The sequence below is a fragment of the Akkermansia muciniphila genome (assembly GCF_030848305.1).
Lineage (GTDB): Bacteria > Verrucomicrobiota > Verrucomicrobiia > Verrucomicrobiales > Akkermansiaceae > Akkermansia > Akkermansia muciniphila_A.
Genome location: NZ_CP114598.1, coordinates 1,959,464 through 1,985,325 on the forward strand (window position 1 = coordinate 1,959,464; position 25,862 = coordinate 1,985,325).

General features: G+C 57.2%; 18 protein-coding genes, 1 tRNA gene and 1 riboswitch. Of the genes, 4 read left to right on the forward strand and 15 right to left on the reverse strand.

The genetic code is table 11. From position 1 onward, the window contains the following. Nucleotides 1–15: 15 nt before the first annotated feature. Nucleotides 16–2,592, forward strand: coding sequence for a glycoside hydrolase family 2 protein (locus O4G22_RS08485; protein ID WP_306701531.1), 2,577 nt, complete (start codon nt 16–18; stop codon nt 2,590–2,592). Here O4G22_RS08485 and O4G22_RS08490 read toward each other — a convergent pair. The 14 genes from O4G22_RS08490 to O4G22_RS08555 all read right to left on the reverse strand — a co-directional run bounded on the left by O4G22_RS08490 (nt 2,587) and on the right by O4G22_RS08555 (nt 17,735). Further along, nucleotides 2,587–3,966: a replication-associated recombination protein A gene (locus tag O4G22_RS08490; protein WP_306713858.1), complete on the reverse strand. Its 1,380-nt coding sequence runs from the start codon at nt 3,964–3,966 to the stop codon at nt 2,587–2,589. The genes O4G22_RS08485 and O4G22_RS08490 overlap by 6 nt on opposite strands. A gap of 248 nt (nt 3,967–4,214) precedes the next feature. Beyond that, nucleotides 4,215–4,415 (reverse strand): hypothetical protein, encoded by a 201-nt coding sequence (locus O4G22_RS08495; protein WP_306701553.1) that lies wholly within the window; start codon nt 4,413–4,415, stop codon nt 4,215–4,217. 51 nt (nt 4,416–4,466) lie between these two features. Next, entirely contained in the window at nt 4,467–5,462 is a 996-nt protein-coding gene (locus O4G22_RS08500; RefSeq protein WP_306701554.1) for a hypothetical protein, read from the reverse strand. A 520-nt stretch (nt 5,463–5,982) separates the two neighbouring features. Next, nucleotides 5,983–7,227, reverse strand: a complete 1,245-nt coding sequence (locus O4G22_RS08505) for a 6-phosphofructokinase (protein WP_306701555.1) — start codon at nt 7,225–7,227, stop codon at nt 5,983–5,985. A 174-nt stretch (nt 7,228–7,401) separates the two neighbouring features. Further along, the gene (locus O4G22_RS08510) at nt 7,402–8,313 is read right to left on the reverse strand and encodes a sialate O-acetylesterase (protein ID WP_306701556.1); all 912 of its coding nucleotides are present in this window, start codon (nt 8,311–8,313) and stop codon (nt 7,402–7,404) included. A 115-nt stretch (nt 8,314–8,428) separates the two neighbouring features. After that, nucleotides 8,429–9,529, reverse strand: a complete 1,101-nt coding sequence (locus tag O4G22_RS08515; RefSeq protein ID WP_306701557.1) for a substrate-binding domain-containing protein — start codon at nt 9,527–9,529, stop codon at nt 8,429–8,431. Between the two features lie 936 nt (nt 9,530–10,465). Continuing rightward, nucleotides 10,466–10,548: transfer RNA gene (locus O4G22_RS08520), tRNA-Leu, on the reverse strand. A 260-nt stretch (nt 10,549–10,808) separates the two neighbouring features. Then, nucleotides 10,809–10,940 carry a hypothetical protein gene (locus tag O4G22_RS08525; protein WP_306713859.1) on the reverse strand — a complete coding sequence of 44 codons (132 nt, stop codon included), beginning with the start codon at nt 10,938–10,940 and terminating at the stop codon, nt 10,809–10,811. Between the two features lie 49 nt (nt 10,941–10,989). Then, nucleotides 10,990–11,580 carry a bifunctional adenosylcobinamide kinase/adenosylcobinamide-phosphate guanylyltransferase gene (locus O4G22_RS08530; RefSeq protein WP_295979489.1) on the reverse strand — a complete coding sequence of 197 codons (591 nt, stop codon included), beginning with the start codon at nt 11,578–11,580 and terminating at the stop codon, nt 10,990–10,992. Continuing rightward, nucleotides 11,555–12,370, reverse strand: a complete 816-nt coding sequence (cbiR, locus tag O4G22_RS08535; protein ID WP_297667878.1) for a cobamide remodeling phosphodiesterase CbiR — start codon at nt 12,368–12,370, stop codon at nt 11,555–11,557. The genes O4G22_RS08530 and cbiR overlap by 26 nt, the downstream gene beginning before the upstream one ends. Beyond that, nucleotides 12,367–13,008 (reverse strand): adenosylcobinamide-GDP ribazoletransferase, encoded by a 642-nt coding sequence (cobS, locus tag O4G22_RS08540; RefSeq protein ID WP_306713860.1) that lies wholly within the window; start codon nt 13,006–13,008, stop codon nt 12,367–12,369. Before cobS ends, cbiR begins: the two co-directional genes overlap by 4 nt. 117 nt (nt 13,009–13,125) lie before the next feature. After that, nucleotides 13,126–14,166: a nicotinate-nucleotide--dimethylbenzimidazole phosphoribosyltransferase gene (cobT, locus tag O4G22_RS08545; RefSeq protein WP_290488001.1), complete on the reverse strand. Its 1,041-nt coding sequence runs from the start codon at nt 14,164–14,166 to the stop codon at nt 13,126–13,128. 5 nt (nt 14,167–14,171) lie between these two features. Beyond that, a complete protein-coding gene (gene cbiB, locus O4G22_RS08550; RefSeq protein WP_306701560.1) occupies nt 14,172–15,155 on the reverse strand; it encodes an adenosylcobinamide-phosphate synthase CbiB in 984 nt (327 codons plus the stop codon). Nucleotides 15,156–15,158: 3 nt separating this feature from the next. Continuing rightward, nucleotides 15,159–17,735 (reverse strand): cobyric acid synthase, encoded by a 2,577-nt coding sequence (locus tag O4G22_RS08555; protein ID WP_306701561.1) that lies wholly within the window; start codon nt 17,733–17,735, stop codon nt 15,159–15,161. A 346-nt stretch (nt 17,736–18,081) separates the two neighbouring features. Next, nucleotides 18,082–18,218: riboswitch (cobalamin riboswitch) on the forward strand. Between the two features lie 35 nt (nt 18,219–18,253). Here O4G22_RS08555 and O4G22_RS08560 point away from each other — a divergent pair. The 3 genes from O4G22_RS08560 (at nt 18,254) to O4G22_RS08570 (ending at nt 24,963) form a co-directional block, all read left to right on the forward strand. Then, nucleotides 18,254–20,260: a TonB-dependent receptor plug domain-containing protein gene (locus tag O4G22_RS08560; protein ID WP_306701562.1), complete on the forward strand. Its 2,007-nt coding sequence runs from the start codon at nt 18,254–18,256 to the stop codon at nt 20,258–20,260. Between the two features lie 175 nt (nt 20,261–20,435). Beyond that, nucleotides 20,436–22,523 carry an extracellular solute-binding protein gene (locus tag O4G22_RS08565; RefSeq protein WP_306713861.1) on the forward strand — a complete coding sequence of 696 codons (2,088 nt, stop codon included), beginning with the start codon at nt 20,436–20,438 and terminating at the stop codon, nt 22,521–22,523. A 97-nt stretch (nt 22,524–22,620) separates the two neighbouring features. Then, nucleotides 22,621–24,963: a beta-galactosidase gene (locus O4G22_RS08570; protein WP_306701564.1), complete on the forward strand. Its 2,343-nt coding sequence runs from the start codon at nt 22,621–22,623 to the stop codon at nt 24,961–24,963. A 250-nt stretch (nt 24,964–25,213) separates the two neighbouring features. Here O4G22_RS08570 and O4G22_RS08575 read toward each other — a convergent pair whose 3' ends face one another. Then, a complete protein-coding gene (locus O4G22_RS08575) occupies nt 25,214–25,816 on the reverse strand; it encodes a porin family protein (protein WP_306701565.1) in 603 nt (200 codons plus the stop codon). Nucleotides 25,817–25,862: the final 46 nt, after the last annotated feature.

Consider the following 25,862-nt stretch of genomic DNA (forward strand, 5'->3'; position numbering starts at 1 on the left):
AATGGTAACATACGCATGCGCAAGATGATGGCCTGCATGCTGGGCGCTGCCCTGTGTTTTTCCATGGCCGGAGCGGAAACAGGCGTTTCCTCTGCGGAAAAAGTTGCATTCCCCTGCGAGAGGATGATCTGGAACCGCAGCTGGGAGTTCCGGCTTGAGGACGAGCCCGGAAAGAGCACCTGGCAGACGGTTCATCTGCCCCATACGTTCAGTCTGCCCTACTTTATGTCCGATTCCTTTTACACGGGGCGAGGCACCTACCGCAAGAAGCTGGTCATGCCGGAGGAATGGCAGGGGAAGAAGGTGTTTCTGGATTGCGGCGCAGCTTTCCAGGTGGCGGAGGTGAAGGTGAACGGGAAGACTGCGGGAAGGCATGAAGGGGGATATACGGCCTTCCGGTCGGATTTGACGCCTTTCCTGAAGCCCGGCGAGAACTGGGTGGAGGTACGGGTGGATAACCGCTGGAGCCCCCGCATGGCGCCGCGGGCGGGGGAGCATACTTTTTCCGGAGGCCTGTACCGGAACGTACATCTGCACGTGTGTTCTCCCGTGTATTTGCCTGCGCACGGAGTATGGGTTCAGACGCCGGAGGTGACGGCGGCCCGCGGGAAGGTCCGGATTTTGACGGAAGTGAAGAATGATACCGGGATTGTGAGGAAAGTGACGGTGCGGCATACTGTGCGGGAGGAGCAAAGCGGCCGCGTGGTGCTGCGGGGAGAGAAGGACGCGGAGCTGGGCGCCGGAGAAGAGTCTCGCGTACAGGCTGACCTGCCTCCGCTGGCCTCTCCAAGGTTGTGGAGCCCTGCAGCCCCCAATATGTACCGCGTGGCGACGGAGTTGCTGGACGAGAAGGGGCAGGTGCTGGACCGGGCGGAAAATCCCCTGGGTTTCCGTACTCTGGAACTGACGGCGGACCGGGGCATGTTGATGAACGGAAAACCTGTTTATCTGCAGGGAGCCAATGTGCACCAGGACCACGCCGGATGGGGGGATGCCGTGACGGACGCCGGGGCCCGCCGTGATGTGCGGCTGATGAAGAACGCCGGGTTTAATTTTATACGCGGCTCCCATTACCCTCATTCCCAGGCGTTTCTGGATGCTTGCGACCGGGAGGGAATGTGCATGCTGAATGAAGGCGTTTTTTGGGGAATGGGCGGGTTCAAGGAGCATGACAGGTACTGGAATTGCGATGCCTATCCAACGGAAAAGAAGGACCGTATTGCGTTTGAGGAAAGCTGCATGCGCCAGGTGAGGGAGATGGTGCTGCAATTCCGCAACCATCCTTCCATCGTCATCTGGAGCATTAGCAATGAACCGTTTTTCACCAGGCATGGGCCGGAGGCCAGGGCCTTGTGCAACAGGCTTATTGCCTTGGTGAAGGAGCTGGACCCGACGCGCCCCGTGTGCGCCGGGGGAGGGCAGCGCGGAAATTTTGACAAGCTGGGGGACATGGCCGCCTTCAACGGGGACGGCTCCCATGTGAAGACGCCCGGCAGGCCCAGCATGGTGACGGAGTACGGTTCCGTGAGCTGCCGGAGGCCGGGGATGTATGCGCCGGGGTGGGGGGATATGAAGAAGGATAAGGAGGCGGGGATTCGCTATCCCTGGCGCGTGGGAGAGGCGGTCTGGTGCGGCTTTGACCACGGCAGCATCTGGCCTTCCGGCGGGCGCATGGGCATTGTGGATTACTTCCGCATTCCCAAGCGGGCCTGGTACTGGTACAGGAATGAGTTGAGGAATATTCCTCCTCCGGAGTGGCCCGTGGAGGGGGCTCCGGCACAGGTGAAGCTGTCCGCGGACAAGAAGGTCATCAGCCCGGCGGACGGCACGGATGACGTGCATGTGACCGTGAAAGTGGCGGATGCCGCCGGAAAGCGGATAGCCAATGCCGTTCCGGTGACGCTTACGGTGGAATCGGGGCCCGGGGAGTTCCCCACCGGCAAGAGCATCACGTTCATGCCCGGAACGGATATTGATTTGATTGACGGCTGTGCGGCGATTGAGTTCCGGTCTTATTATGCCGGGAAGACGGTGATCAGGGCGTCTTCTCCCGGATTGAAGGGGGATAACCTCCAAATCGTTTGCCGGAATGCTCCGGCTTACGCAGCGGGCAGGAGTCTAGAAACGCGGGAAAGGCCCTACAGGCGTTTTACTGCCAAAGAGAGGGATATCCAGCTGGCGCGGTACGGACGGTCCGAACCCGGAGAGAAAGCCAATTTGGCCGTATTGCGGCCCTGTTCCGCTTCCTCCGGGCTTCAGGAGGCGATGAAGGCTTCCGACGGCGACGATGTTTCTGCATGGCGTCCGTCCGTGGAAGACAAAGCGCCGTGGTGGATGCTGGACATGGAGTTTGAATTCCGTCTGGACCGGGTGGAGGTGAAAGCCGCCGGAAGCTGGAAGGGGCCGGCCCCCGCGGTTCAGGTCAGCAGGGACGGAAGTATCTGGAAAGACATTAACGCCGTTTTGCGCAGGGATGGGACGGAGCTGACCGCAATGTGTCCGGAAGGGACCGGCGCCAGGTACGTACGCATCCGCCTGTCTCCGGGGCAGGGCATTGCGGAAGTGGCCGTATGGCCGGCGGATGCGTCATGAAGGCTCCTGCTTTTCCGGAACGGGAGGCTTTTTCCAGTTCCTGCGCGTACCGGAGTTTCCGGCGTCCTCTTCCGCCCGCTGGCGGCGCAGTTTGTTCCAATAGGCCAGGCGTTTGTTGATTTCCCGTTCAAAACCCCGTTCCGGCGGCCTGTAGAACCGGCGGCGGGGCATGTTGTCCGGAAAGTAGTTTTGACCGGAGAATGCGTCCGGCGCGTCATGATCGTAGGCGTAATTTTTTCCATAGCCCAGTTCCTTCATGAGTCTGGTGGGCGCGTTGAGGATGTGTGCCGGGGGCATCAGGGAGCCGTATTCCCGTGCCGCTTTCCGGGCTGCGCTCCACGCGGTGTAGGCGCTGTTGGATTTGGGGGCGCAGCCCAGGTAGATGATCAGTTCCGCAATCGCCAGCTCTCCTTCCGGGGAGCCCAGGCGTTCATAGGTGTCCCACGCGGCAATGGCCATTTGAAGTGCGGCAGGGTCCGCCAGGCTGATATCCTCCATGGCGAAACGGGTCAGGCGGCGCAGGAGGTAGAGAGGGTCCTCGCCGCCCTCGAGCATGCGCGCGGCCCAGTACAGGGCCGCGTCCGTATCCGATCCCCGCAGGGATTTATGCAGGGCGCTGATGAGGTTGTAATGGCCTTCCCGGTCCTTGTCGTAAACCGGGGCGCGTTGCTGGACAATTTTCAGCAGCGCGTCCGTGTCCAGCATTTCATCGGGCTTGCGGAGGTCAAAGACGCTTTCCATCAGGTTAATGAGGTAGCGGCCGTCTCCGTCTGCCAGTTCTGTCAGGGTGGCGCGCGCCTCCGGCGCGAGCGGAAGTTTGCGCTGAAGAAGGGCTTCCGCCCGTTCAATGATGCTTTCCAGAGCCGGGGCGTCCAGGGAGTGCATGACGAAGACCTTGCAGCGCGAGAGAAGGGCGCTGTTTAGTTCAAAGGAAGGGTTTTCCGTAGTGGCCCCCACCAGCGTAACGGTTCCGTTTTCCACATATGGCAGAAAGCCGTCCTGCTGGGCGCGGTTGAACCGATGGATTTCATCCACGAACAGGAGGGTTCCCTGACCGTATTCCCTGCGCCTGGCCGCTTCGTCAAAGGCTTTTCTCAAATCCGCCATGCCGGAGAAGACGGCGGAGAGAGCTGTGAAATGCATGGACGTGCGCGTCGCCAGAATGCGCGCCAGCGTGGTTTTTCCGCAGCCGGGAGGCCCCCACAGAATAAAGCTGGTCATTTTGCCGGAGTCCGCCATGAGCCGGAGAGGGCCTCCTTCCCCCAGCAGGTGGTCCTGGCCCATGATTTCTTCCAGTGCGGTCGGCCTCAGGCGATCCGCCAGAGGGCGGTCTGCAAAGGCGGCGAACAGGCCCGGCGCATCGTCTTTTTTCATGATGCCCATCATACGCCGCCGGTAAAAGGAAGGCAAGGGGAGCATGAAGGCATTTCAGGCGTTCCGGGCAAAACGGCACGTCATGGAGAGGATGTTGCCCCGGCTTTGAGGGGCGGAAGAGAATTAGGGAGGAAAAAGAAAGATGCCTGAGAAAAACAGTGTATAGGGAACATGATCTTCCGGCATGTTTTCCATGTGTTTTCTGTTCTGTTTTCCGGCGTATGCGGCATGTCCGAGAATGCTCAGAATCAGATCATGCCCCGGCCCGTGTCCGTGAAGGTGGAGGCCAGGGAGGCGGCAAAGCCCGTGAAGCTGGATGAAGGAATGCGCATCGTATGCAGAGAGAAGGGCGGGGAGTTCCGGCATTGGGCGCGTTTGTTGCAGCAGTTTTTGTCACGCGGAACCGGATTGGCTCTGGAAGGGGGCGGAGGCACGGTGATCCGCGCCATTCGCCGCCGGGGGAGGAGACGCCCCGGCTGGGTTGACAGTAAGCCCGCTTGTTACTCGGTTGAGGATTCGGGAGAGTTCGTGTCAATGGCTTCCTGGAGGCGCTCCGTCCGCGCCAGCATGTTTTCCAGAATTTTCAGAATATAAGAACGTGTTGTAGCCGAGTGGTCCGCTCCGCGTACGAAGGAAAGCCCCCGGTACCGTCCTACCGTTTCCAGGCGAAGATTCATATTTTCTCCGGACAGGTCTTCCCCGGCAGGATGAGGGTAATTGGAAGCGGGGCCGCTCAGGGACTTCATTTGCATGGTATCCATATTAAGCAGGCAGCTTTGTATTCCGTTGGTGAAGATCAGGCTGCCCTGATGACGCTTGTTTTCCGGCCACAGCCTGTAAATAGTAACGGCGCTTCTTCCCCCGGGATTGATCAGAATGGCAGGGAAAACATATTTGCCGCCTCCCTTTTTCCGGACGGTCACGTCAAAGTCGCATTCTCCGGAAAATCTGGTCGTGACGCGGGAGGAGAGGCGTACGTCAAAAGGCGCTTCCGGCGGCAGGGGAATCATGGTGGCGGCAGACAGGGGCGATCCCGGAGGGAGTTCCGGAATCGGGAAGGGGAGTGTAATGATGTCAATGGCGCAGCTGATGATGCCGATGATTGCGAACAGCAGGATGCCTTTGTTCCGGAGCTGGGCTGAGAGCATTTTTCCATATTCCTCCGGATAATGCCTGCCTGCGGATGGCTCCTGCCGAAGGTAATAGCCGGTCAGGCGTGAAATGACAATCAGAGCTGCCGCCATGGCTGCCAGCCATGCTAGGGCAAAAGCCAGACTTTCCGCTAAGGGAATTGTGGTGAACAAGCCGAATGTCCCAATAATGAAAGCCGTCAGCAGGAGAAAGACGGCCAGGAAGGTGATGCAGCCTAAAGGGGCCGTGGAGACGGGAATCCAGAAACTGCCGCGTTTGCCGAGGGCTCTCAAAATCAGGATGGCAATGCAGAAAGCAAGGATAGCCAGCGTTGAATAAAAATGTTGAAACAGATAATCGAGCATGGCATGCGGGAAAAACTTGGATAGGCAAGCGGGAAGCGATTCCATGCCGGTTTCCTGAAAGATATCCGGAAACAAGCAGTTTTGCGCCGCGAAATGATAGAAGCCGAATGTTGAACTCCTTTATTATTTTAGCCTTTTTCTATCCTTGCCTGCAAGATTTTTCGTTTACCTGTTCCTCCCCATTTGTTTCTGATATATTTGAAAAACATTGTTTCATAAGAAGATATGAAGGAAATCGGCTCCATTCCTATTAAGTAAAAAAGATGCGGTTTTCTATAAGCGGAGGATTCTGAAAAGATAAAACGCACGTTATGGATAAGAGAGAAAGACGGAAGAATCTGTCAGAGAAGAGGCTGGTTTTTCCTGTTGATGAACGAAACTGCTATACCGGCTTTCCTTTCTCATCCCTTTCAGGAGACCGGGAAAGGGGAAGGGCGCCGACCGGATGTTTACCTGAAAAAGCGTGGGGCGGGCAACTCCGGCCGGGGTGATGAGGCAAAACGCTTTCCCGAAGAAACAGCTACTGCTGTTCCGGTTTCGCCAGCACTTTCCTGAGTTTCGCGAAGCGGGGCAGGGAACATTCCTTCCGCATGGCCGTCTCTCCCTGGATCAGAGGAAGAACATAGTCAATGAACGGCTGTTCCACGCCATTGCCGCGGGCGTTGATCCATTCGCGGGGGACAAGTTTTTCCACATTGGCCACTTCTCCCAGACCTATCAATTTAGTCTTGCAGGAATAAATGCCATTCTCCGTAACCCGTTCAAAAGCTACCATTTTATCCGTCTGGCCGGAAACGGCGGCTTCCACGGCGGCTGTTCCCGCCATATACGCTTCATCAATATCCGTCTTGGAGGCGACATGGGAAGCGCAGCGCTGGAGGAGTGAGAGTTCAATGCTTCTGACTTTGGCTCCGGTTTGCCGCTTGACGGATTCCGCAAGCATGGCTCCCAGGCCGCCCAGCTGCGTATGGCCGAAGACGTCCCTGTCTCCGGATTCCGCGACAAAGCGGCCGTCTGCATATTGCACGCCTTCCGAGACGGCGACCATGCAGCTGCCGTTCTGTCTGTAAATCCGGTCCACATCCTGCCAGAATTCCTCCATGCGGAAGGGAACTTCCGGCAGGTAAACCAAGTCCGGCCCAGCTCCCGCATACGTGGCCAGAGCTGCGGAGCCGGCCAGCCAGCCGGCGTGGCGGCCCATGATTTCCACGATGGTGACGCGTCCCTTGTCGTACACGCGGAGATCCTGGTGAACTTCCATGCAGGAGGTCGCGATAAATTTGGCGGCAGAGCCGAAACCGGGGCAGTGGTCCGTGCCGTGAAGGTCATTGTCAATGGTCTTGGGGATTCCGATGACGCGGCATTCGTAACCGGACTGCTGCATGAATTTGGATATCTTGTTGCAGGTATCCATGGAATCGTTGCCCCCGTTGTAGAAAAAGTAGCGTACGTCGTATTTTCGGAAAATTTCCAGCAGACGGCGGTAATCCGTATCGTCCGCGGATGGGTCGGACATCTTGTAGCGGCAGGAACCCAGGGCCGAGGCCGGAGTATATTTGAGCAGCTCCAGTTCTTCGGAATCCTCCCGGGCCATGTCGAACAGGCGTTCCTTGAGCACTCCCTCAATCCCGTTGGCGGCTCCCAGCACGCGCGTGATCTGTTCGCTTTGCAGGGCGGCTTGAATGGCTCCCAGCGCGCTGGCATTAATGACGGCGGTGGGGCCTCCGGACTGGCCGATGATGCATGCTCCTTTCAATGGGTTCATGGGCAATAATGGATGAGAGAGTTCTGTTGAGTCCCCCCCTTCAACAGCGTTGGAGGCAGGGAATGAAATGATAGTCAACCCTATCCGCAGCCCGGAGGGATGTCAAACATTATCGGTTTTCCGGATGGGGCTGCCAGGGCTGGAGAAAGTGAGGAAGAAAAAAGAGCGGTGGGATCAGTTTTTTTGTCTCCATATTTTTTCCAATACGGAGGCAAAGCGTTCTCCCAGAGCCAGAACTCCATGCGTGCCCAGATGGATGGTATCCGTGGGATAGGGGGTGCGGAAGTCCATGCTGCGCAGCTGGAGATCGTCTGCGGGAACATAAACCGCATTGTTGACGGAGAGGGAAGTACGGGATTCTTCCGCTACATCCTTTTGCCCCTGCCGCACTTCTTCCCTGCCTGGAAAACGGGCCGGAGCGGGCACGGGAAGAACGCTGCCGTAGATAAAGGCCAGATCGGGGGCTTCCAGGTCTGCTCTGATGCGTTTAATCAGGTTGTTCAGGTTGGCGCCGTAAGACAGAGAGTTTTTGATGCCGGCAATGTCCCTTGCGTCTCCTTCTCCCTGTTGCCACACCATGGCTTTCAGGACAGGAGTATATCCCTGTTTTTTCAGGGCTTCCATTCCGTTGCGGACGGTACGGATCAGTTTGACGTATTCTTCCCCTTGCTTATCCTGAGAAGTTTGTCCAGGGTTCCATTGCAGGAAAAGGTTGCTTCCGCTCCGGGCGTGCTTGATGAGGACCCATTTTTTTTGCGGGAATTTTTTCTGCAACGCTGTTCCCAGGCTTAATTCCACGCCAAAACGGTCGGGGGATTCGGAGGCCGGGCTCAAGGGAACAAGCTGTTCTGCCGGTTCTACCCCTTTGAGGGAACCGGAATAGTACAGAAGAATCCGTTTATCCGTCTTGAAGCAGGGAGGAATGTTGTTGACGTACCCTTGCCCTGTGGCGTTTGACTGGCCGCCAATGAGGATAACGTTGATTTCATCCGCATGCAGGGAAGGTGCCAGAAAGACCGGCAGGGAACAAAGCAGCCATGAAAAGAGGAAAAAACGTGCAGAGCATGGCAGTATGGAAACAATCATGGCGGGGATATTCCTGATACGTTTCCGGAAAGAAGATTCTGTCTTCTAAAGGAATTTTTCTTTGCCTGTTGCCAATATATTTTTCTGTTGATGCTTTCCTTTCCGGAAAAAGGTATTATACGGATAAGGAGTGCCGGGAAACGGATTGACCGGGGTATATTTCCGGAATGACAGAAATGCTCTTGATATTTTTCCCGGCTGTCAGGGAGCGGAGCATCCGTATGAGTTTGTGAACCGTTTTTGTCTGGTTCTCTTCATAATAGGTGATAGTGGGCAGCAGGCGTTCCATGAAGGGTTCGTACGTCAGGCTTACCAGGCTGAGCTGGTCCGGAATGCTCAGGGAGCGGGCTTCCACCCAGGAAAGGATAGGAACGACCTGATTGCCCCGCGTGGCTACCAGGGCGGACATATCCGGATGTTCTTTAAACGCTTTGGCAAGGTATTCAAAGAAGAGCGGCGTTTCAAACGGGGAGGGAACCAGGACGGGATTCCATCCCTGTTCCGCAAAACTGAAAAAGCCTTTTTGCATGAGCTGGTGGCCCTTCAATGGATCAGGAGGCAGGCACAGGCCTACTGTTCTGTGTCCCTTGTTCCAGAGGTGCTGCGCCGCATGATGCGTGGTGGCCGCCCAGTGGCGGTCCAGATAGGGTAGGTTGCTGCTCTGGTAGGAGGTGCCGCGCACAATGCAGGGAATGCGGTGCTTTTTGAACCAGAGCTGGGTTTGTTCCGAGGAACGGTGAAGTATCCAGCAGACGCATTCGGATTTGGTAACAAGCTTGGCAAGCCTCTTGTCCGGATTATTGCCTAAAATCCAGGGAGCTTCAAAAATGCGGACGCTGATGCCGTCTTCCTCCAGAATTTTGGAGATGGTGTATATCTCCGCCAATACGCTTTGAGCCAGCCTTTTCAGGGGCAGGGGCGTCAGAAAACCGAGAATTTCTCTTTTTTCCTGAACCGGATGGCAAAAGATGTTTTTAACCGTTTCTTCTTCCGTAGTTTTCAGGATGCGCCGCGGAACCTTGATGCGTGCGGGGGCAATCCATGCATCCCTTTCCAGAAGAGTGAGGGCCTTTCTGACAGTCTCCCTGCCTACGGATAACCTGTGTCCGAGTTCCCTTTCTCCGGGCAGGATATTGATCAGGCTGCCGCTGAGAATCATCTGTTTGATTTTATTGGCTACTGTTTCAACCAATGAAGATGCCGGCAACGAAGTCATACTCTTCTATATACGTATTGCATTGCGTGAATTCGAGCCAATTGTAGGGATTGCCTGCCCCTCTAAATCCGAAACGAGTGCAGTGTTGTTGTAAATTGTTGATTATATGATAATTATTTAACAATTTAGGCTCCTGGTCTTTTTTGATGAAGTGAAACAGGCGGATAATGTATATATGATATTTTATTATCAATGCATTACATGTATGCGCAATACAGTCGCCATTGGTTTGTGATTATTAGATAATATATTTAATATAAATACTTTATTGATTATTTTGTTGGATGGTCCATTTCTCATCATCCTTTTTTCATATTCCCCGGCAGGAAATGTGCACGTATTGGCATGGATGATTTTTCTCCCGTTTCCGGCACTAAATCTGCTTGATGAAAGTGAATACCATACCGGGCGCATCCTATGCGCTGACTTGCACGGCTGCGTGTACTGTCCATGCGCTTCTTAGCGACGCTGCCTCCCTGATTGTTCTGGAAACGGAAAATTCCGGACAATATATATTCATAGCTCCCACTGATACAATAGAGGTATCAGACGAACACGCTCTGGTGACACAGACTTTTTAAAAGCGGCCGTTCCGGGATCGTCTGCCTGTGGCGGCATAAGGCCGGGTGTAGATGGCGATCTGGAAAAGCCGACGGTGGCAAAAGCGGCATGAACCATTTCTTTTTCCTGATCATCCGCCATGAAGCGCAGTATCCATGATGCAATCCAGCCAAATACTGTTCGTCAACGGTTTTTCGACAATCGGCAGAGGAGCGGGAACGGAATTTTTCCACCAGATCATTGTCTGGCGTAAACCGGGCGCGGGCCCATCTCCTTCCGTCCTGGTATTACCGCGGGAAGTCTCTATGAGAAATGAAGCGTTACCGGCTGATCATAGAAAACCCTGGGAGCGTTCAGCTACCAGGGTTTATTAATTGGTACCGCCGGTGGGACTCGAACCCACACTCTTTTGGAACTCGATTTTGAGTCGAGCGCGTCTACCATTCCGCCACGACGGCACATGAGGCAAAAGAATTAAGAGGCAAGAGGGCCGGAGAGTCAAGAATTTCCTGTGGAATATAGTGAGCCGCGGAAAAAACGGAGGGAATTTCCCGCGGATTCTCTCCTTCATGTTTCCGATTGGAAATAAGTGTTTGAGATAAGCAGCGCACGGCAGCGTTAATGCTCTGGTTGATCACGTGTTTCCGCTGTTCCTGTCGGTAAAAGGCTCCGGTGTTCCAGGCTTTGGAGATGGCCCGGTTCAGACCGGCGTTGACGATTAAGGTGTGGCGTCCCGGACGTATGCCGGATTCCTCATGTAGTTCCTGCCTGCGCCACGAGTTTCCCGGAAGCGTTTTTCATGGATGATGAAAGCGATGCCAACATGGCACAGGGTGATGATACGCTTCATGTCCGGCATTTTTTTTCCCTGACCAATGGGGCATCGTTCTCCGGGTGGTTCAGCCTTTTTTCACGGTCAGGGGCAGCCCAGCGACCATGAAGTAAACTTCATCCGCGCTTCTGGCAAGGAGTTGGTTGGCAATGCCGAGTCCGTCGCAGTAATGGCGCGTTTCCGCATCTGACTGGCTGATGCCCATGCCGGTTTCAGAAGAAACAAGCACCCATGGCACGGGGGATTGGCGGATGAGTTTTTTCAGAGCTTCTATTTCCTCAATCAGCGCTTCCTGGAATGGTTCGTAGTCCGTGGGGTCCTTCTGCGCGTACAGGGTATTGGAGGCAAGCAGGGTGACGCATTCCAGAATGACGCCGTCCACCTGGTCCAGCAAGCCGGATTCCCTGACGGCGGAAGCTACATGACGGGGACATTCCAGCGTGAGCCAGCTTTCAGGACGGCGTTCCCGGTGCTTGCGCACGCGGTATTCCATGGAGCCGGCCCCGGGCCACACTTCCGCCGTGGCGACGTACAGGATTTTTCCCCCGAATCCGGCGGCTATTTGTTCAGCGTATTGGCTTTTGCCGCTTCTGATGCCGCCCAGGACGAGCGTCATGCGTGCGGTATTGGCGTCAGTGTTTGGTGATGTAGCGTTCATGGGATTCCAGCATGGCCTGGTGGGAGTTCAGAAAGTCGTCCAGGCTGAAGACTTCCAGGGTAATGGGGGGGGAGAATCGGATATCCCACATGGGGTGCAGGATGGCGTCCAGCGTGGCGGGGGGCATGTGGTGCAGGGATTTGTGGTCCCGTTTTTCCAGCCCGTGCAGGTGGCACATGCGTATGTCCGGCAGCCAGAGCGGCAGCAGTTTTTCCGGCCGCAGGCCTTCCTTCCAGACATGGCCTATGTCAAAGCAGCGGGAATGGGGAGTGGCGGAGACCAGGTTGTCCAGGTAGTCGGTCGGGTGGCGTTCCAGATTTTCCAGGGCCAGGCATTCCGGAGCGGGCAAATGGGGCGTTATTTGCTCCAGGCTGCGGAGGATGCGTTCCGTTTCACGCTCCGTAAGGTGGGGGCGCATGTCCGGGCCGGGAATATGATCCGTAACCACGTGCATGACCCACGTGTGGGGTTCCAGTTCCCGTGTCAGGTCAATGGCGCGGATGATGTTTTCCGTATAGCGGCGGCTTGATTCTTCCGTGGCGAAACCGCCGTCCGTGGGCAGGTGGACGTTCCATTTGACCCCGGCATCCGCGGCGATGCCGGCCAGTTCCCGTATTTCCGCAGGAGTAATGAGTTCTTTGCCGCAGTCTCCGGCTTCCAGCAGGAGCAGGGCGACATCATCCGCGTAATGGACGCATTCCCTGATGGCGGGCACGTAGTAGTCCGGGATGATGAAGGAGGTGCAGCCGATGTTGAGGCCAGGAACGCGGCATTTGTGCAGAGTTTTCATAAGGTGCAGAAGGTGAGCAGGACGATCCATTCCGTGCATTCCACGGTACAGCCGAACACATCCCCGGTGACGCCGCCCAGGCGGCGGCGGGCATACAGGAGCAACGCCGTGGAACCGGCCAGGGCGGCGAGCAGGGCGTACAGTCCGTGCCATCCTGCCAGCGCACAGGCAGCCAGGGTGACGGCGGCGGCTATCAGGGCGTGAACGGGGCGCGTCCCCTGCTTGAAAGCTTCCCCCATGCCGCCGGGGCGCGCGCCCGGAAAGCGCATGGCGATGAAGATCTGGCTGCGGGCCAGCAATCCTGCAAGAGCGCACGCCGTGAGCAGAAGTTCCCGGGAACCGCAGGCCGCCAGAGCCGCCAGAGCGGCTCCCTTGAATGCCAGGTTGAAGAACAGAGCCGTACCGCCGAAGGTTCCCAGGCGGGAGTCTTTCATGATTTCCAGCCGGCGTTCCCTCGGCACTTCCACGGGCAGTCCGTCCCCGCAGTCCGCCACTCCGTCCAGATGCAGTCCGCCCGTGACGGCTACCCAGCAGGCGCAGCCGATGACGCCGCAGACCAGGGGGGGGAAGAGCAGGGTGGCCGCCCAGGTCAGGACGCCCGCCAGCCCTCCCACGACGAGTCGACCAGCGGGAGCCATGCGGAGATGCCGTTCAGGTCGTTTTGCAGCGGCCACGGTCCTACCGGAAGCCGGGTCAGAAAGCCGAAGGCGGAGCGGATGGTGGTGATGACAGCCATAAATACGGGGAAGCTGGGGTCAGCGCGGAACGGTAATGTCCAGCTCCGGCAGGGTTTTCATTTCAGACAGCACGCGCGTGGCGGCGTCCAGCAGAGGAAAGAACAGGGCAGCCCCCGTGCCTTCCCCCAGGCAGAGGCCCAGGTCCATGTACATGGTGACGCCGATGTGGTCCATAATGAGCTGATGCCCAGGTTCCGCGGAGTTGTGGGAGCCGATGAAGTATTGCGCCGCTTCCGGGCGGATGCCCTGGGCGATGGCCGCCGCCGCCCCGGCGATGAAGCCGTCAATGACGATGGGGACGCGCAGGGAGGCCGCGCCCAGCATCAGTCCGGCCATGGCTCCTATTTCCGGTCCTCCCACTTTCGCCAGCACATCGATGGCGTCGGAGGGGTCAGGTTTGTTCAAGGCGATACCCTGTTCAATGAGCTCTATTTTTTTGCGGATGACTTCCCCCTTGACGCCGGAACCGCGTCCCGTCACGGTTTCCACCGGGGTTCCCGTGAGCACGGCCACGATGGCGGAGGAGGGCGTCGTATTGCCGATGCCCATTTCTCCGGCGGCCACGATGTCCAGCCCTTTGCTTTTTTCTTCACGGGCCATGTCAATGCCCACTTGCAGGCATTCCATCGCCTGTTCCCTTGTCATGGCCGGTCCCCTGCTGAAGTCGTTGGCGCCGTGCATGACTTTTCTTTTCACCAGCCCCGGCAGATCGCCGAAGTCGTAATTCACGCCCACGTCCACCACGGAGAGACGGGCTCCCGCGTTGCGCGTGAAGGCGTTGATGGTGCCCCCGCCTTGAAGGAAGTTGCGGGTCTGGATGTAAGTGACGTCCGTGGACGTCAGGCTGAGGCCGTGGTCGGCTATGTGGTGGTCCGCGGCGAAGAGGACCACAGCCTTGTCTTTCAGGCGCGGCGCGGGGTTGCCGGTCATGGCGGCAATCCGGATGGCTACGGGTTCCAGCTTCCCCAGGGCGAGGGGGGGCTTGGCCAGTATTTTCTGATGATCCAGGGCGGCTTTTGCAGCCTGTTCGTCCAGCGGGGGAATATGCAGTTTGTTCATAATGGTCAGAAGTAGGGAATAAAGAAGAGGATGAGGGTGAAGAGCACCGTGCCCGCGGCGGCGGTCATCCACATGAGGCGTATGGCCAGGGCCAGGTCGCTGACGGTAGCTTCCGTGCGCCCGGTTCCTATCCACGGGTAGTCCGCAGGAATTCCCTTGTAGGAGACCGGGCCGCCGATGCGGAGGCCCAGCGCGCCCGCGAAAGCCGCCTCGCTCCAGGCGGAATTGGGGCTGGCATGGGCGCGGCGGAAGGCCCAGCCCGTGGTGAGCGCCCTCCGGGCGGAAGTTTTCTTCACGAAGAGGGCCGCCAGGGAAATGCACGGCAGGATGAGGCGGGCGGGTAGGAAATTGAGAGCATCGTCCGTGCGTGCGGCAAAGGTGCCGAAGTGTCTGTACCGGTCGTTCTTTTTTCCCCACATGGCGTCCAGAATATTGAAAACGCGGTGCGTCAGCGCGGCAAAGGCCGCGCCGAAGAAGCCCCCAGCCAAGCTGCCTGCGGCGGCCCAGAACAAGGTGGAAAAGACGCCGTCCGTCAGATTTTCCGCCACGCTTTCAATGGCAGCTCTGGCCATGCCGTGACGGTCCAGCCGTTCCGTATCCCGCCCCACGATCATGGAGACGGAGCGCCGGGCTTCTCCATCATTCCCGCTGCGCAGGGCGTTTTCCACGTTCCGGGCATGCTCGGCCAGGCTGCGCGGGGCCATGCAGATGTAAATGACCAGAACGGACGGAATCCAGGATGCACGGAGGGAGGATAATAAGGAAAAGGGGAGGAAGAGTGCCGCGCATCCGAACCATGCAGGGATACAGGTTGCCAGAGCTGCCGCCATTCCCGCATGAAAAGTTCCTCCCCACCTCTGCCTCGCCAGTGTTTCCATGCGGCGCGCGCACCGGCCGATCAGACAGACGGGATGGCGCCTGTTGGGCGGTTCTCCCGCCAGAATATCCAGCAGGAAGGCCGCAGGCAGGATGAACGGGCACGGGAACATGGGTCAGCGTTTCAGTTGGAGAGCTCGGTAAATGGTTTTCAGGTCCAGATGTTTCCGGACTACCTCCGCCAGACGGTCCAGCGCTCCGTCCAGGTCATAGGCGGTGTGCAGGGCAGGATTGGCCTTCAGCCCCGAATCTTTCCTGACCATGTTGATGAACGCGCGGCGGAATTGGTCTCCGTCCAGCATGCCGTGCAGGTACGTGGCCCAGATGCGGCCTTTGCCGTAGCCGCAGGGGGAACCGTCTTCCCGGAACATGACGGGAGGGCTGGATTCTTTGTGGCTGGTGACGCCGTGGTGGATTTCATAGCCTGCGGCGGGAGGGGCCAGCGGCGTGCTTGCCCGGCGCACGTTGAGCAGGGTTTTGGCGGCGGCGAAGGTGGTGGAAAGTTCCAGCAGCCCCAGCCCCGGCGTGCGCTCCTCCGGGGATTCCATGTGCAGCGGGTCCAGAATGTCCGTTCCCAGCATTTGCAGCCCCCCGCAGACGCCCAGAATCCATTTTCCTTTTCCGGCATGACGGCGGATGAGGTCTTCCAGCCCGGCGGAACGGAGGGAGGCCAGATCCGCCGCCACGCTTTTAGTGCCGGGCAGGATGACCAGGTCCGGATTTCCCCATTCTTCCCGTGTCCGCACCTGGCGGAGCCGGACGTCCGGTTCCGCCGCCAGCGGGGCGAAGTCCGTGAAATTGGAGACGTGGGCGGGCATGACCACGGCCACATCCAGGCAATCCGCATGTTTCCCGTGCTCCCCGTGGCCAGGGGGCAGCGTGGCGCGGTCTTCTTCCGGAATGTTGATGTCCCGCATCATCGGGATGACGCCCAGCACGGGCTTGCCCGTATGGTTCCGCATGTAGCTGTGCGCAGGGGCTAGCAGATCCGGGTCTCCTCGGAATTTGTTGACCACGAACCCCGCCAGCAGTTCTTTTTCCCATGGGGCGAATGTCATCCACGTTCCCAGAAAGGAGGCGTATACGCCGCCCCGGTCAATATCCCCGGCGAGCAGAACCCTGGCACGCGCGTAGCGGGCCATGTTCATGTTGACCACGTCTGCTGATTTCAGGTTGATTTCTCCGGGGCTTCCGGCCCCTTCCAGACAAAGGAGTTCATATTCATCCGCCAGAGAATCGTATGCCTTGCATACGTCCGGCCAGAAGCGTCTTTTGGCCGTGAAGTATTCCCTCGCGTCCATGCTGCCTACGGGCCGCCCCATCACGATCACCTGGGAGCCGGTATTGGAATGGGGCTTGAGAAGAATGGGGTTCATCCTGGCATCCGGATCAACGCGGCAGGCCTGGGCCTGCACTATCTGGGCGCGGCCCATTTCCTCTCCCAGCGCAGTTACGCCGGAGTTGAGGGCCATGTTCTGCGCCTTGAACGGGGCCACCCGGTAGCCGTCCTGAAGGAAAATGCGGCACAGGGCTGCCGTGAGCACGCTTTTTCCTGCATCGGAGCAGGTGCCCTGAATCATCAGGGCCGGTCTGGGCGATTTACGGATAATGGAAGGGCCGTCTCCCGCCAGTTCGGCGCGCAGAGCTTCTGCCAGCAGGGCGTGTTCCTCCGGCGTGCGGATGCCGGAGCGGAACCAGCCGCCCGTTTCCAGTCCCGGATAATTGGAACAGTCGCGCAGCGCGATGCCGTATTTTTTCAGGAGCCGGGCTGCCAGGCCATGAGGCGCCCCCGCCAGGCGGAAGAGCAGGAAGTTGGCCTCAGACGGGAGTACGGCGGCACCCGGCAGGGAGGAAAGCCTGCGGAACAGGTCATCCCGGCGTTCCCGGTTCCGGACGCGTTCCCTGTCCGCCCAGGAAGAGGGATGTTCCAGAGCGGCCCTCACCGCCGCCGCCGCGAAGGCGTTCACGTTCCAGGCGGGCAGGGATTGCCGCAGCCGCTCCGCGAGCGGAGCTGTGCAGATGGAAAAACCGCACCGGACGCCGGCCATGCCGTAAAACTTGGTCAGGGAGCGCAGAACCACCAGGTTGGGCAGGAGGGATGCTTCCCGGAGCAGCGATTCCGTCCCTTCTGCGTAATCCATGAAAGATTCATCAATGATCCAGATGACTTCAGGGCGGCCCTGAACGGTCCTGCGCAGGGCCTCTGCGTCCAGCAGGCCACCGGACGGATTGGCGGGATTCGCCAGAAAAATGGCGCTTCCGTTTGCTGCCTGTTCCGCCAGACGGCGAAGAGACGGGAGGAAGGAATTCCGTTCCTCCGTCCGGATGGAAAGAACATCCGTGCCGTGGCGCAGGCAGGCCAGCCTGTATTCGGAAAAAGCGGGTTCCGGAATGACGGCCTGTTTCAGGTTTAATGCGCGCGGAAGGGCATGAATGAGTTCATTGGCCCCGTTCCCAAATGCAAAGCAGCCGGCTGGAATCCCATAATGAACCGCCGCCAGATCACGCAAATCCGCCATGTTCGGAGAAGGGTAGGGTACCGCGTTTTCCATGGCCTTCCACAGCGCTGAGGCGATGAACTCCGGCATTCCTTCCGGCCTCAGGTTGACGCTGAAGTCCAGAATATCCCGTTCCGGGCGGCAGGCTTCCGCCGCCAGGGATTTTAAGTCTCCGCCATGTGAAAAAACGTTCATGCTACAGTGATTGGAACCGGCGCGCCAAAGGTCTGCCCGTACCGGAGAAAGAAAGGAAACGCCTTGCAAATTCGGAATTCCTCAGAACCGGAGGCTTCGCCGGAAACGGGAAATCTTCCCAGTCCCGGAACAGTGGGAACAAGGCGCGTCATGAGCGCATCATGTCCTGTATACGCCGGGAGTGACAAGACAAAAATGGAACGCCCTGTATGGAAAAGAGGGATGAAAAGAAAGGCGCCGAAACGAGGAAACGTTCTCAAGACGGCGGAATGTTCAAAGAAAAAATTTTTTGTCTTGTCATACCGGTCTCTTTGGTATTTCATCCGTCCCATGAACCCTTATGGGAAGGGTTACAGACCTCAGGGACGCCCGTAGCCGGGCAGGAAATAGATGGGGAATACCGGTGTGAATCCGGAGCGGTACCGCCACTGTAAGCGAGCCTGACTCGCAAGCCAGGAAACCAGCCTGTGAGGTTGTCCAACTGTTCGGCGAGTTACCGAACGTAAGGCACTACAACCATGCTTTATACGAAGAAAGCCCTTCAAATGGGCGCTATTGCTGTTGGCCTTGCCGCATTCGCAGGCCAGTCCTCCCTTGCCGAGTCCGCTAAAAAGGAAGACTCCAAGCTCTCCGTCAAAACGGAAACCATGCAGGTGATGCCGGAACTGACCATGGCGTCTCACTTTGTGGGCGTGCCGTACAATCGCTCCGGAGTGTCCGTTTCCATCATCAAACCGGAAGAATTCCAGAAGGCGGGCATTGAAACCCTGACGGGCGCTCTTTCCCAGACGCCCGGCGTTTTCACGTTGGACGGAGGCGGCACCTGGCAGCGCGGTTCCGTGAGCAACACCGTCATCCGCGGGATGAACAAGGAGACCTACACCCTGACCATGGTTGACGGCATGCGCATCAGTGATGCCAATATGTCCGGCAACAAGCTGCTGGGCATCACCAATCTCTTTACGGTGGGCAATGCGGAAGTGGTGAAAGGCGCGCAGGGCGCCGTTTTCGGTTCCGGCGCCATTGGCGGCGTCGTCGCGATGGATACTCCGGAGGGGGAAGGCGAGCCCGTAACCAGGATTTTTGCGGAGGCCGGTTCCTTCGGCTCTTTCAACAGCTATGTCACTTCATCCGGCAAGATCAAGAAGCTTTCCTATTTTGTAGGCGTTGGGTTTGAAACTACGGAAAACGATCCGTCAATCTATCCGGCTATTTATGACAACAGGACAGGCATGAACGATTTCCGCCAGTGGCAGGAAGCCGTGCGCCTGGGCTATGACGTCAATGACAAGGTGAAGGTGAACTTTACCTATCGCCGCCTGGATTCCTACTTTGAATATCCCACGCCGTATGTGGATTACAGCCAGTGGCCTTCCGTTCCGGATTCCCATCTGTACAATACGGAAGACAAGAACCGTAGCAACCTGGTGACAGGGCGTGTGGATGCGGAGATTTCCAAGCTGTGGTCCACCAGCTTCATGGTGGGGCATTACAACATGGACTATTCCTGCCATACTCCCGGATTTGACTTCCAGCCCAACGTGATGCGCAACCGCCGCTTTCAGATGGAGTGGCGCAACGCACTGACGTGGAACAAGGAATGGAAAACCATCGCCGGCATGGCCTGGGACCGTTCCGACTACATGAGCGAAAACAATTACGTTGCCAAGGATGAATGGCAAAGCACGCTTGCCTTCTTTGCGGAGCAAATGTGGTCCCCCACGGACAGCTTTGACGCCAGCGTGGCCCTGCGCCTGGAACATGATTCCGTCTGGAATAATCATTTTACGTGGCGTTATTCCAATTCCTGGAAAGTGACGGGCAAGGATTCTCCCACCCGTATTTTCGGTTCCGTGGGTTCCGGTTTCCGCGCGCCCACCTATTTTGAGCAATATGCGGCCAATTACGGTTATGTAGGCAATCCTGATCTGGATGTGTCCAAGTCCCTGGGCGGCGATCTGGGGGTGGAACAGCGTCTGGCGGACGGCCATTATGCTTCCGTGACGGGCTTCTGGACCCGTATCGACGATGAAATCGGCACCATGAGCGTAGGCGCCTGGCCTGATTCCTATACCACTTACGCCAACTATTCCCACTGCACTTCCTACGGCGTGGAAGTGGCGTTCAAGGGACAGTTCAAGGACGCGTGGAACAGCGGCTATTATGCCAATTACACCTTCACGATGCCCAAGCGCGATTCCATCGGCAAATATGAAACCATTCAGATGGCCAATACCGCCCGCCACACCATCAACGCAGAGGTTTATACCTCCCCGGTTGAAAAGCTGACGGTCGGCTTCGGCGTGACGGCTGCCATGGGACGCACGGATTACAATTATGCCCGTCTGGACAATTTCTTTACGGCGCGCCTGTTCGCCCGTTACCAGGTAACGGACAATGTGTCCCTCCATGTGCGTCTGGAAAACCTGTTTGACCAGAAATTCATCATGACGAATGATTATAACTCCGGCCCGCGTGAAGCCCGCGGCTTCGGAATCTTCGGCGGTGTGACGGTCGAATTTTAATTCCTTTCACTACTAATTGTTGATTGCTCCCCCATCTTCCGTTTTGCGGGCTGTTTCAGGCGAAGTGAACAGTTCCGCGCGGAAGATGGGCTTTCTGTTTTCCGTAGTTCCCGGAATCGGTTAACATGCGGCAGTCATCTGAGCTGTGTTGTGCTGGATATCCATACTGGGGGCATTGGCCCTTTCCGTCTTTCTGGGAGGTGTCTTCTACTTTTCCCAGCGGGAGGGGGATGTTTGGCATGAGATTTCCGGGCGGATGGACGGCAGGGGAATGCCTGCCGTATTTGACGGTTTTGTGGAACGCTGGAACAGAGCCGTGGAGCGGGAGCTGCGCCGTGAGTTGGCTGAAGGGGAAAGGAAGAAAAAACTTCTGGTCGTTTCCCGAGGGGAAGGGGACGACCGGCGTTTGGCGGAACAGTCCCGTTCCGTGGAACGCATCAGGAAAAGGCTGTTATTGAAAGACCATATCCGCCTTCTTCCTCTGGAAGACGTGCCAGACGGATTGGAATGGCAAACCGGAATGGAAGAGCCGGAGGTGGGCGATCCGCGCGCCGTCAAGGGGGGGAAGGTCCGGTTGTGGGTCAATACTCCGTTTCCCGGAACGTTGCGTGCTTTCGGACCGGGAAGTGAAAATTTTTTCAATTACTCCGCCATTGACAACGTGTGGCTTCCCCTCGTGGGGCTGCATCCGGAAACCTTTCGGCCCATTCCGGGGTTGGCGGACCGCTGGGCCCTGTCCGCAGACGGAAAAACCGTTTTTTATCATCTGGATCCGGAAGCGGCCTATTCGGACGGACGCACCGTGAAAGCGCAGGATTTTCTGTTGAATATTTGCCTCCGCACGTCCGGTTTTGCCCGGGACCCGTTCTGGACTACCCTGTTCCGTTCCATGTATGACCAGATTACGGTATATGGGGATTCCGTCATTGCCCTTACGCTGCCGTCCCGCGGGCCGTTGCTGCCTTACATGGCCTGTGCGGATTTTCATCCGGCCCATCCCGGTTTTTATCATGATTTCAACGCTCTGTTTCTGGAACGCTACCAGTGGAAAGTCCCTCCAAATACGGGAGGCTACATGGCTGTTCCCGCTAAAATCCGGATAGGTGAAAGCATTACCCTGGCCCGCGTGAAAAAATGGTGGGCAAAGGACAGGAAGTATTACCGCCATTCCTGCAATGCGGACCAGGTGGAGCATGTGTTTGTGAACATGGAAAACAGGGCGGTAGAAATGTTCCGCCGCGGAGATCTGGACGTCATGAACGTCCGCAAGCCGGAGGTGTGGGAAACGGGGCTGGAGCAGCCGGAAGTGCACCGGGGCTATATAGATAAATACAGTCAGGAAGCCAATTATGCCTGCCCTCCGTACGGCCTGTATCTGAATTGCTCGGACAAACTGTTGAAAAATCCGGATATCCGCCGCGGGCTGGCGCATTCCGTGAACATGGGCATGGTGATTGATACCCTGTTCCGCGGGAATATGAGAAGGCTCGGTTCCTACATGGAGGGGTACGGAGACCTGACTCTTCCGTTGAAAGCGCCGGAATACAGCAAGAAAAAAGCCATGGAATATTTTGCCCGCGCCGGTTACCGGGAAATGGGGACTGACGGCGTGCTGAAAAATGGACGGGGAGAACGGCTGGTGGTGGAGTTGACATTTGCGGATTCATCCACCCTGATGACTAATGTCTGTTCCATTCTCCGGCAGGAAGCGCTGAAGTGCGGGGTGGACCTGCGTCTGGATTCCCTTACCTACAGTGTCTGTTCCCGTAAGGTTTTTGAAAAACGGTATCAGGCAGCTCTGTGGGCGTGGCCGTTGCAGACGCCGTTCCCCCGGCTGTATGAAACATTCTCTTCCGAGTTGGCGTATGACGCCCGCGGAAATCCCGTAAGCAATACGAATAATATTGTTGCCGTGTCGGACGCTGAACTGGATGCCGCCCTGGATGCGGAACGCAATGCCCCGGATACCGATTCCCTGAAGCAGGCCCTTCACCGTGCCCAGCAGCGCCTTCATGAACTTTGCGTCTGGATTCCCGGCTGGAGGGAGCCCTACACGCATATCGCCTGCTGGCGCTGGATACGCTGGCCGGAATCACCCACGCGGTTCTGTTCCCCCAGAATTTACGATCCTCTGGAGTCGCACCTGTACTGGGTGGATGAGGAAATAAAGAGGGAGACGCTGGAGGCTCGGAGCCGGGGCGTTCCGTTTGAGGAAAAGCATCAAATAATGCATCTTGAAAGAAAGGATGGTTCCGCTCCGTAATAAAACCGGGCCGCCGTTTCTTTTTAAATTGAAAGGAGGAGGTTTTTCATCATAATCCCCATCTCATTTACTGCAATTAATTATTAATTCCATCACCATGAAATTATCCTTTTTTCCCGTTCTTCTTCTGGCAGGGCATCTTGGCGTGGCCGCTCCCATGCCTCTGCCGGAATCCAATGACGGAGCCAAACATGTCTTTTCCACTAATCAGGAAAATTTTTTGATGGACGGAAAGCCCGTCAAAATCATTTCCGGGGAAATGCATTACCCCCGCGTGCCGCGCCAGCACTGGAAAGACAGGTTCCAGCGCATGAAAGCCATGGGCATGAATACCGTCTGCACTTATCTGTTCTGGAACGCTCATGAACCGGAACCGGGCAAATGGGACTTCTCCGGCAATCTGGATTTTGTGGAATTCATCAAGGAAGCCCAACAAGCAGGCCTGTGGGTCATCGTGCGTCCGGGGCCCTATGTGTGCGGGGAATGGGAATTCGGCGGATTTCCCGGCTGGCTGCTGAAAGATGAAGATTTGAAAGTCCGTTCCCAGGACCCCCGCTTTCTGGAACCGGCCATGGCTTATCTTAAAAAAGTCTGTTCCATGCTGGAACCGCTGCAGATCACCAAGGGAGGCCCCATCATCATGGCCCAGGTGGAAAATGAATACGGCTCTTATGGTTCCGACAAGGATTACGTCAAGAAGCATCTGGACGTGATCCGGAAAGAACTTCCGGGCGTGGTTCCCTTCACGTCGGACGGCCCGAACGACTGGATGATCAAGAACGGCACGCTTCCGGGCGTGGTCCCCGCCATGAATTTCGGCGGCGGAGCCAAGGGCGCCTTTGCGAATCTGGAAAAGCACAAAGGCAAAACGCCCCGCATCAACGGCGAATTTTGGGTGGGATGGTTTGACCACTGGGGCAAGCCCAAGAATGGCGGCAGTACGGAGGGTTTCAACCGCGACCTGAAGTGGATGCTGGAAAATAATGTTTCCCCCAACCTTTTCATGGCGCATGGAGGGACCTCCTTCGGTTTCATGAACGGGGCGAACTGGGAAGGCGCCTACACGCCGGACGTCACCAATTACGACTACGGCTCCCCCATTTCCGAAAACGGAACCCTGACGGACCGCTACCGCACGTTCCGCCAGACCATTCAGGATTATTACGGTGATACGTACAAGCTTCCCGAACCTCCCGCCCAGCCGGAAATGATGGAGCTGCCCCCCATCACGTTTACGGAAACGGCCGGCATGTTCTCCCGCCTTCCTCAGCCCGCCATCCGCAAGGATCCCGTCCACATGGAAGCCCTGGGGCAAAGCCTGGGCTTCATCCTGTACCGGACAAAGGTGCAAGGCCCGGTGAAAGGAGAACTGAAGATGAACAACATGCAGGACCGCGCCATCGTTTACGTGGACGGCAAGAGGCAGGGGGCGGCGGATCGCCGTTACAAGCAGGATTCCTGTGACGTGGTGATTCCTTCCGGACTTCACACGGTGGACATCTTTGTGGAAAACATGGGCCGCATCAACTTCGGCGGTCAGATCCAGGGCGAGCGCAAGGGCATCCGGGGGCCCATCACGCTGGACGGCAAAAAGCTGGAAAACTTCCTTATCTACAACTTCCCGTGCAAGGGAGTGGAGCTTCTTCCCTTCTCCGGCAAGAAGCCGGCGGGCGACCAGCCCGTGTTCCACCGCGGATATTTCAACGTTTCCAATCCCAAGGATACCTACCTGGATATGCGGGACGGCTGGAAGAAAGGCGTCGTGTGGGTGAACGGCCGCAATCTGGGCCGCTTCTGGTTTATCGGCTCCCAGCAGGCTCTTTATTGCCCCGGAGAATACCTGAAGCCTGGGAAAAATGAAATCGTGGTGTTGGACGTGGACGGAGGTTCCGGCACGGTAAAGGGTGTGAAGGAAGCCATTTATGAAGTCAACAGAGACCCCGCCATGGCGGATGTCTTCCGCGTGGGCAAACCTGTGGCTCCCGCTGCCGGCCAGCTGGTGCATAAGGGGACCTTCGTCAAGGGGGCGGATCAGCAGGAAATCAAATTCCGCGCTCCCGTCCAGGCCCGTTACATCGCCATTGTCAGTAAAAACGCCCATGACAACGGCCCCCATGCCGCTATTGCGGAGCTGAACTTCCTGGATGCCTCCGGCAACCTGCTTCCCCGCGAACAGTGGTCCGTGGTTTATGCGGATTCCCATGAAACGACGGGGGAAGCCGCCCAGGCGGGCCTGGTGATGGACAACCAGCCCACCACCTACTGGCATACCAAGTGGCAGGGGGACAACCCCCAGCACCCGCACATGATCGTGCTGGATCTGGGCAAGGTGCAGAAACTTTCAGGATTCCGCTACCTGCCGCGTCAGAACCGGGAAAACGGCCGCATCAAGGACTATGAAGTCTATGCGTCTCCCAAACCGTTCAAGCCTGCCAGGTAAGATCCACTGAATTGCTGAACTTTCCAGGGCCGCTCCCTCTTGAATGAGGGGCGGCCTTGTTGCGTCCGGACATCCCGGAAGAAACAGTCCTCCTTTTTCCGGGTAAGCGCCGTTCCGGTTTAAAGATACGTATCAGCTTTCCGTTCCCTTGTTTTCCGCTGTTGTGCGTGCCGGCATTTCATACGCAAAAAAGGCGGCTCCGCAGTGTAACGGAGCCGCCGGAAGGCAGTAAAAACTGATAGCTGGTTTGTTAGAAGTTCCAGGAGAAGCCCAGCTTGATGGTGTGGTAGCCGGGATCATTGTAACCCTGAATCTGGTAGTATTCGTAGCCGATCAGGAAGTCCGCGCTGTTGGAGATGCTGAACTTGAAGCCGGCCTGGGCAGCCCAGGAAAACTTGGTGGAGGAAATGGTGCGGGAACGGCTGCCGTCTTCCAGGCCATGAATGGTGGTCTTCACGTCGCCGTAAGTGGCGCCGATTTTGCCGCCCAGATAGAACATGGTGTAGTCGCCGATGGGAAGGTTCAGCGTGTAACCGGCCATCATCGGAATATAGGTGGAACGGAGGCTGGCGGTATAAGGACCGCTGATGCCCAGGTCCTGCACGCTGGGATGGTGGGAACCGGCCAGGATACCGCCGTTCAGGGAAATTTGATGAACAATGCTGCCGGTTTCAATATAGTTGAAAATGCTCAGATTGCCGCCGGCCACGTTGGGCATGGCGTCTTTGGTGGCGATTCCGTAAGTCCCTTCCAGGGACATGCCGAACTGGCCGTCGTATTTATCGGCATGATAGGCGCTGGCGGAAGACACGGAGGCCGCAATGGCCAAACCTAACAGTATAGTTTTGTTCATATGGAGATAAATGGTGAATTTAACTGTAATACATTCTTGGCAGTTT

Coding starts and splice junctions, on each gene's coding strand:
- O4G22_RS08485 (WP_306701531.1), top strand. CDS start 16: ATGCGCAAGATGATGGCCTGCATGCTGGGCGCTGCCCTGTGTTTTTCC.
- O4G22_RS08490 (WP_306713858.1), bottom strand. CDS start 3,966: ATGAAAAAAGACGATGCGCCGGGCCTGTTCGCCGCCTTTGCAGACCGC.
- O4G22_RS08495 (WP_306701553.1), bottom strand. CDS start 4,415: ATGGCGCGGATCACCGTGCCTCCGCCCCCTTCCAGAGCCAATCCGGTT.
- O4G22_RS08500 (WP_306701554.1), bottom strand. CDS start 5,462: ATGCTCGATTATCTGTTTCAACATTTTTATTCAACGCTGGCTATCCTT.
- O4G22_RS08505 (WP_306701555.1), bottom strand. CDS start 7,227: ATGAACCCATTGAAAGGAGCATGCATCATCGGCCAGTCCGGAGGCCCC.
- O4G22_RS08510 (WP_306701556.1), bottom strand. CDS start 8,313: ATGATTGTTTCCATACTGCCATGCTCTGCACGTTTTTTCCTCTTTTCA.
- O4G22_RS08515 (WP_306701557.1), bottom strand. CDS start 9,529: ATGACTTCGTTGCCGGCATCTTCATTGGTTGAAACAGTAGCCAATAAA.
- O4G22_RS08525 (WP_306713859.1), bottom strand. CDS start 10,940: ATGAAGCGTATCATCACCCTGTGCCATGTTGGCATCGCTTTCATCATC.
- O4G22_RS08530 (WP_295979489.1), bottom strand. CDS start 11,580: ATGAACGCTACATCACCAAACACTGACGCCAATACCGCACGCATGACG.
- cbiR (WP_297667878.1), bottom strand. CDS start 12,370: ATGAAAACTCTGCACAAATGCCGCGTTCCTGGCCTCAACATCGGCTGC.
- cobS (WP_306713860.1), bottom strand. CDS start 13,008: ATGGCTCCCGCTGGTCGACTCGTCGTGGGAGGGCTGGCGGGCGTCCTG.
- cobT (WP_290488001.1), bottom strand. CDS start 14,166: ATGAACAAACTGCATATTCCCCCGCTGGACGAACAGGCTGCAAAAGCC.
- cbiB (WP_306701560.1), bottom strand. CDS start 15,155: ATGTTCCCGTGCCCGTTCATCCTGCCTGCGGCCTTCCTGCTGGATATT.
- O4G22_RS08555 (WP_306701561.1), bottom strand. CDS start 17,735: ATGAACGTTTTTTCACATGGCGGAGACTTAAAATCCCTGGCGGCGGAA.
- O4G22_RS08560 (WP_306701562.1), top strand. CDS start 18,254: ATGCTTTATACGAAGAAAGCCCTTCAAATGGGCGCTATTGCTGTTGGC.
- O4G22_RS08570 (WP_306701564.1), top strand. CDS start 22,621: ATGAAATTATCCTTTTTTCCCGTTCTTCTTCTGGCAGGGCATCTTGGC.
- O4G22_RS08575 (WP_306701565.1), bottom strand. CDS start 25,816: ATGAACAAAACTATACTGTTAGGTTTGGCCATTGCGGCCTCCGTGTCT.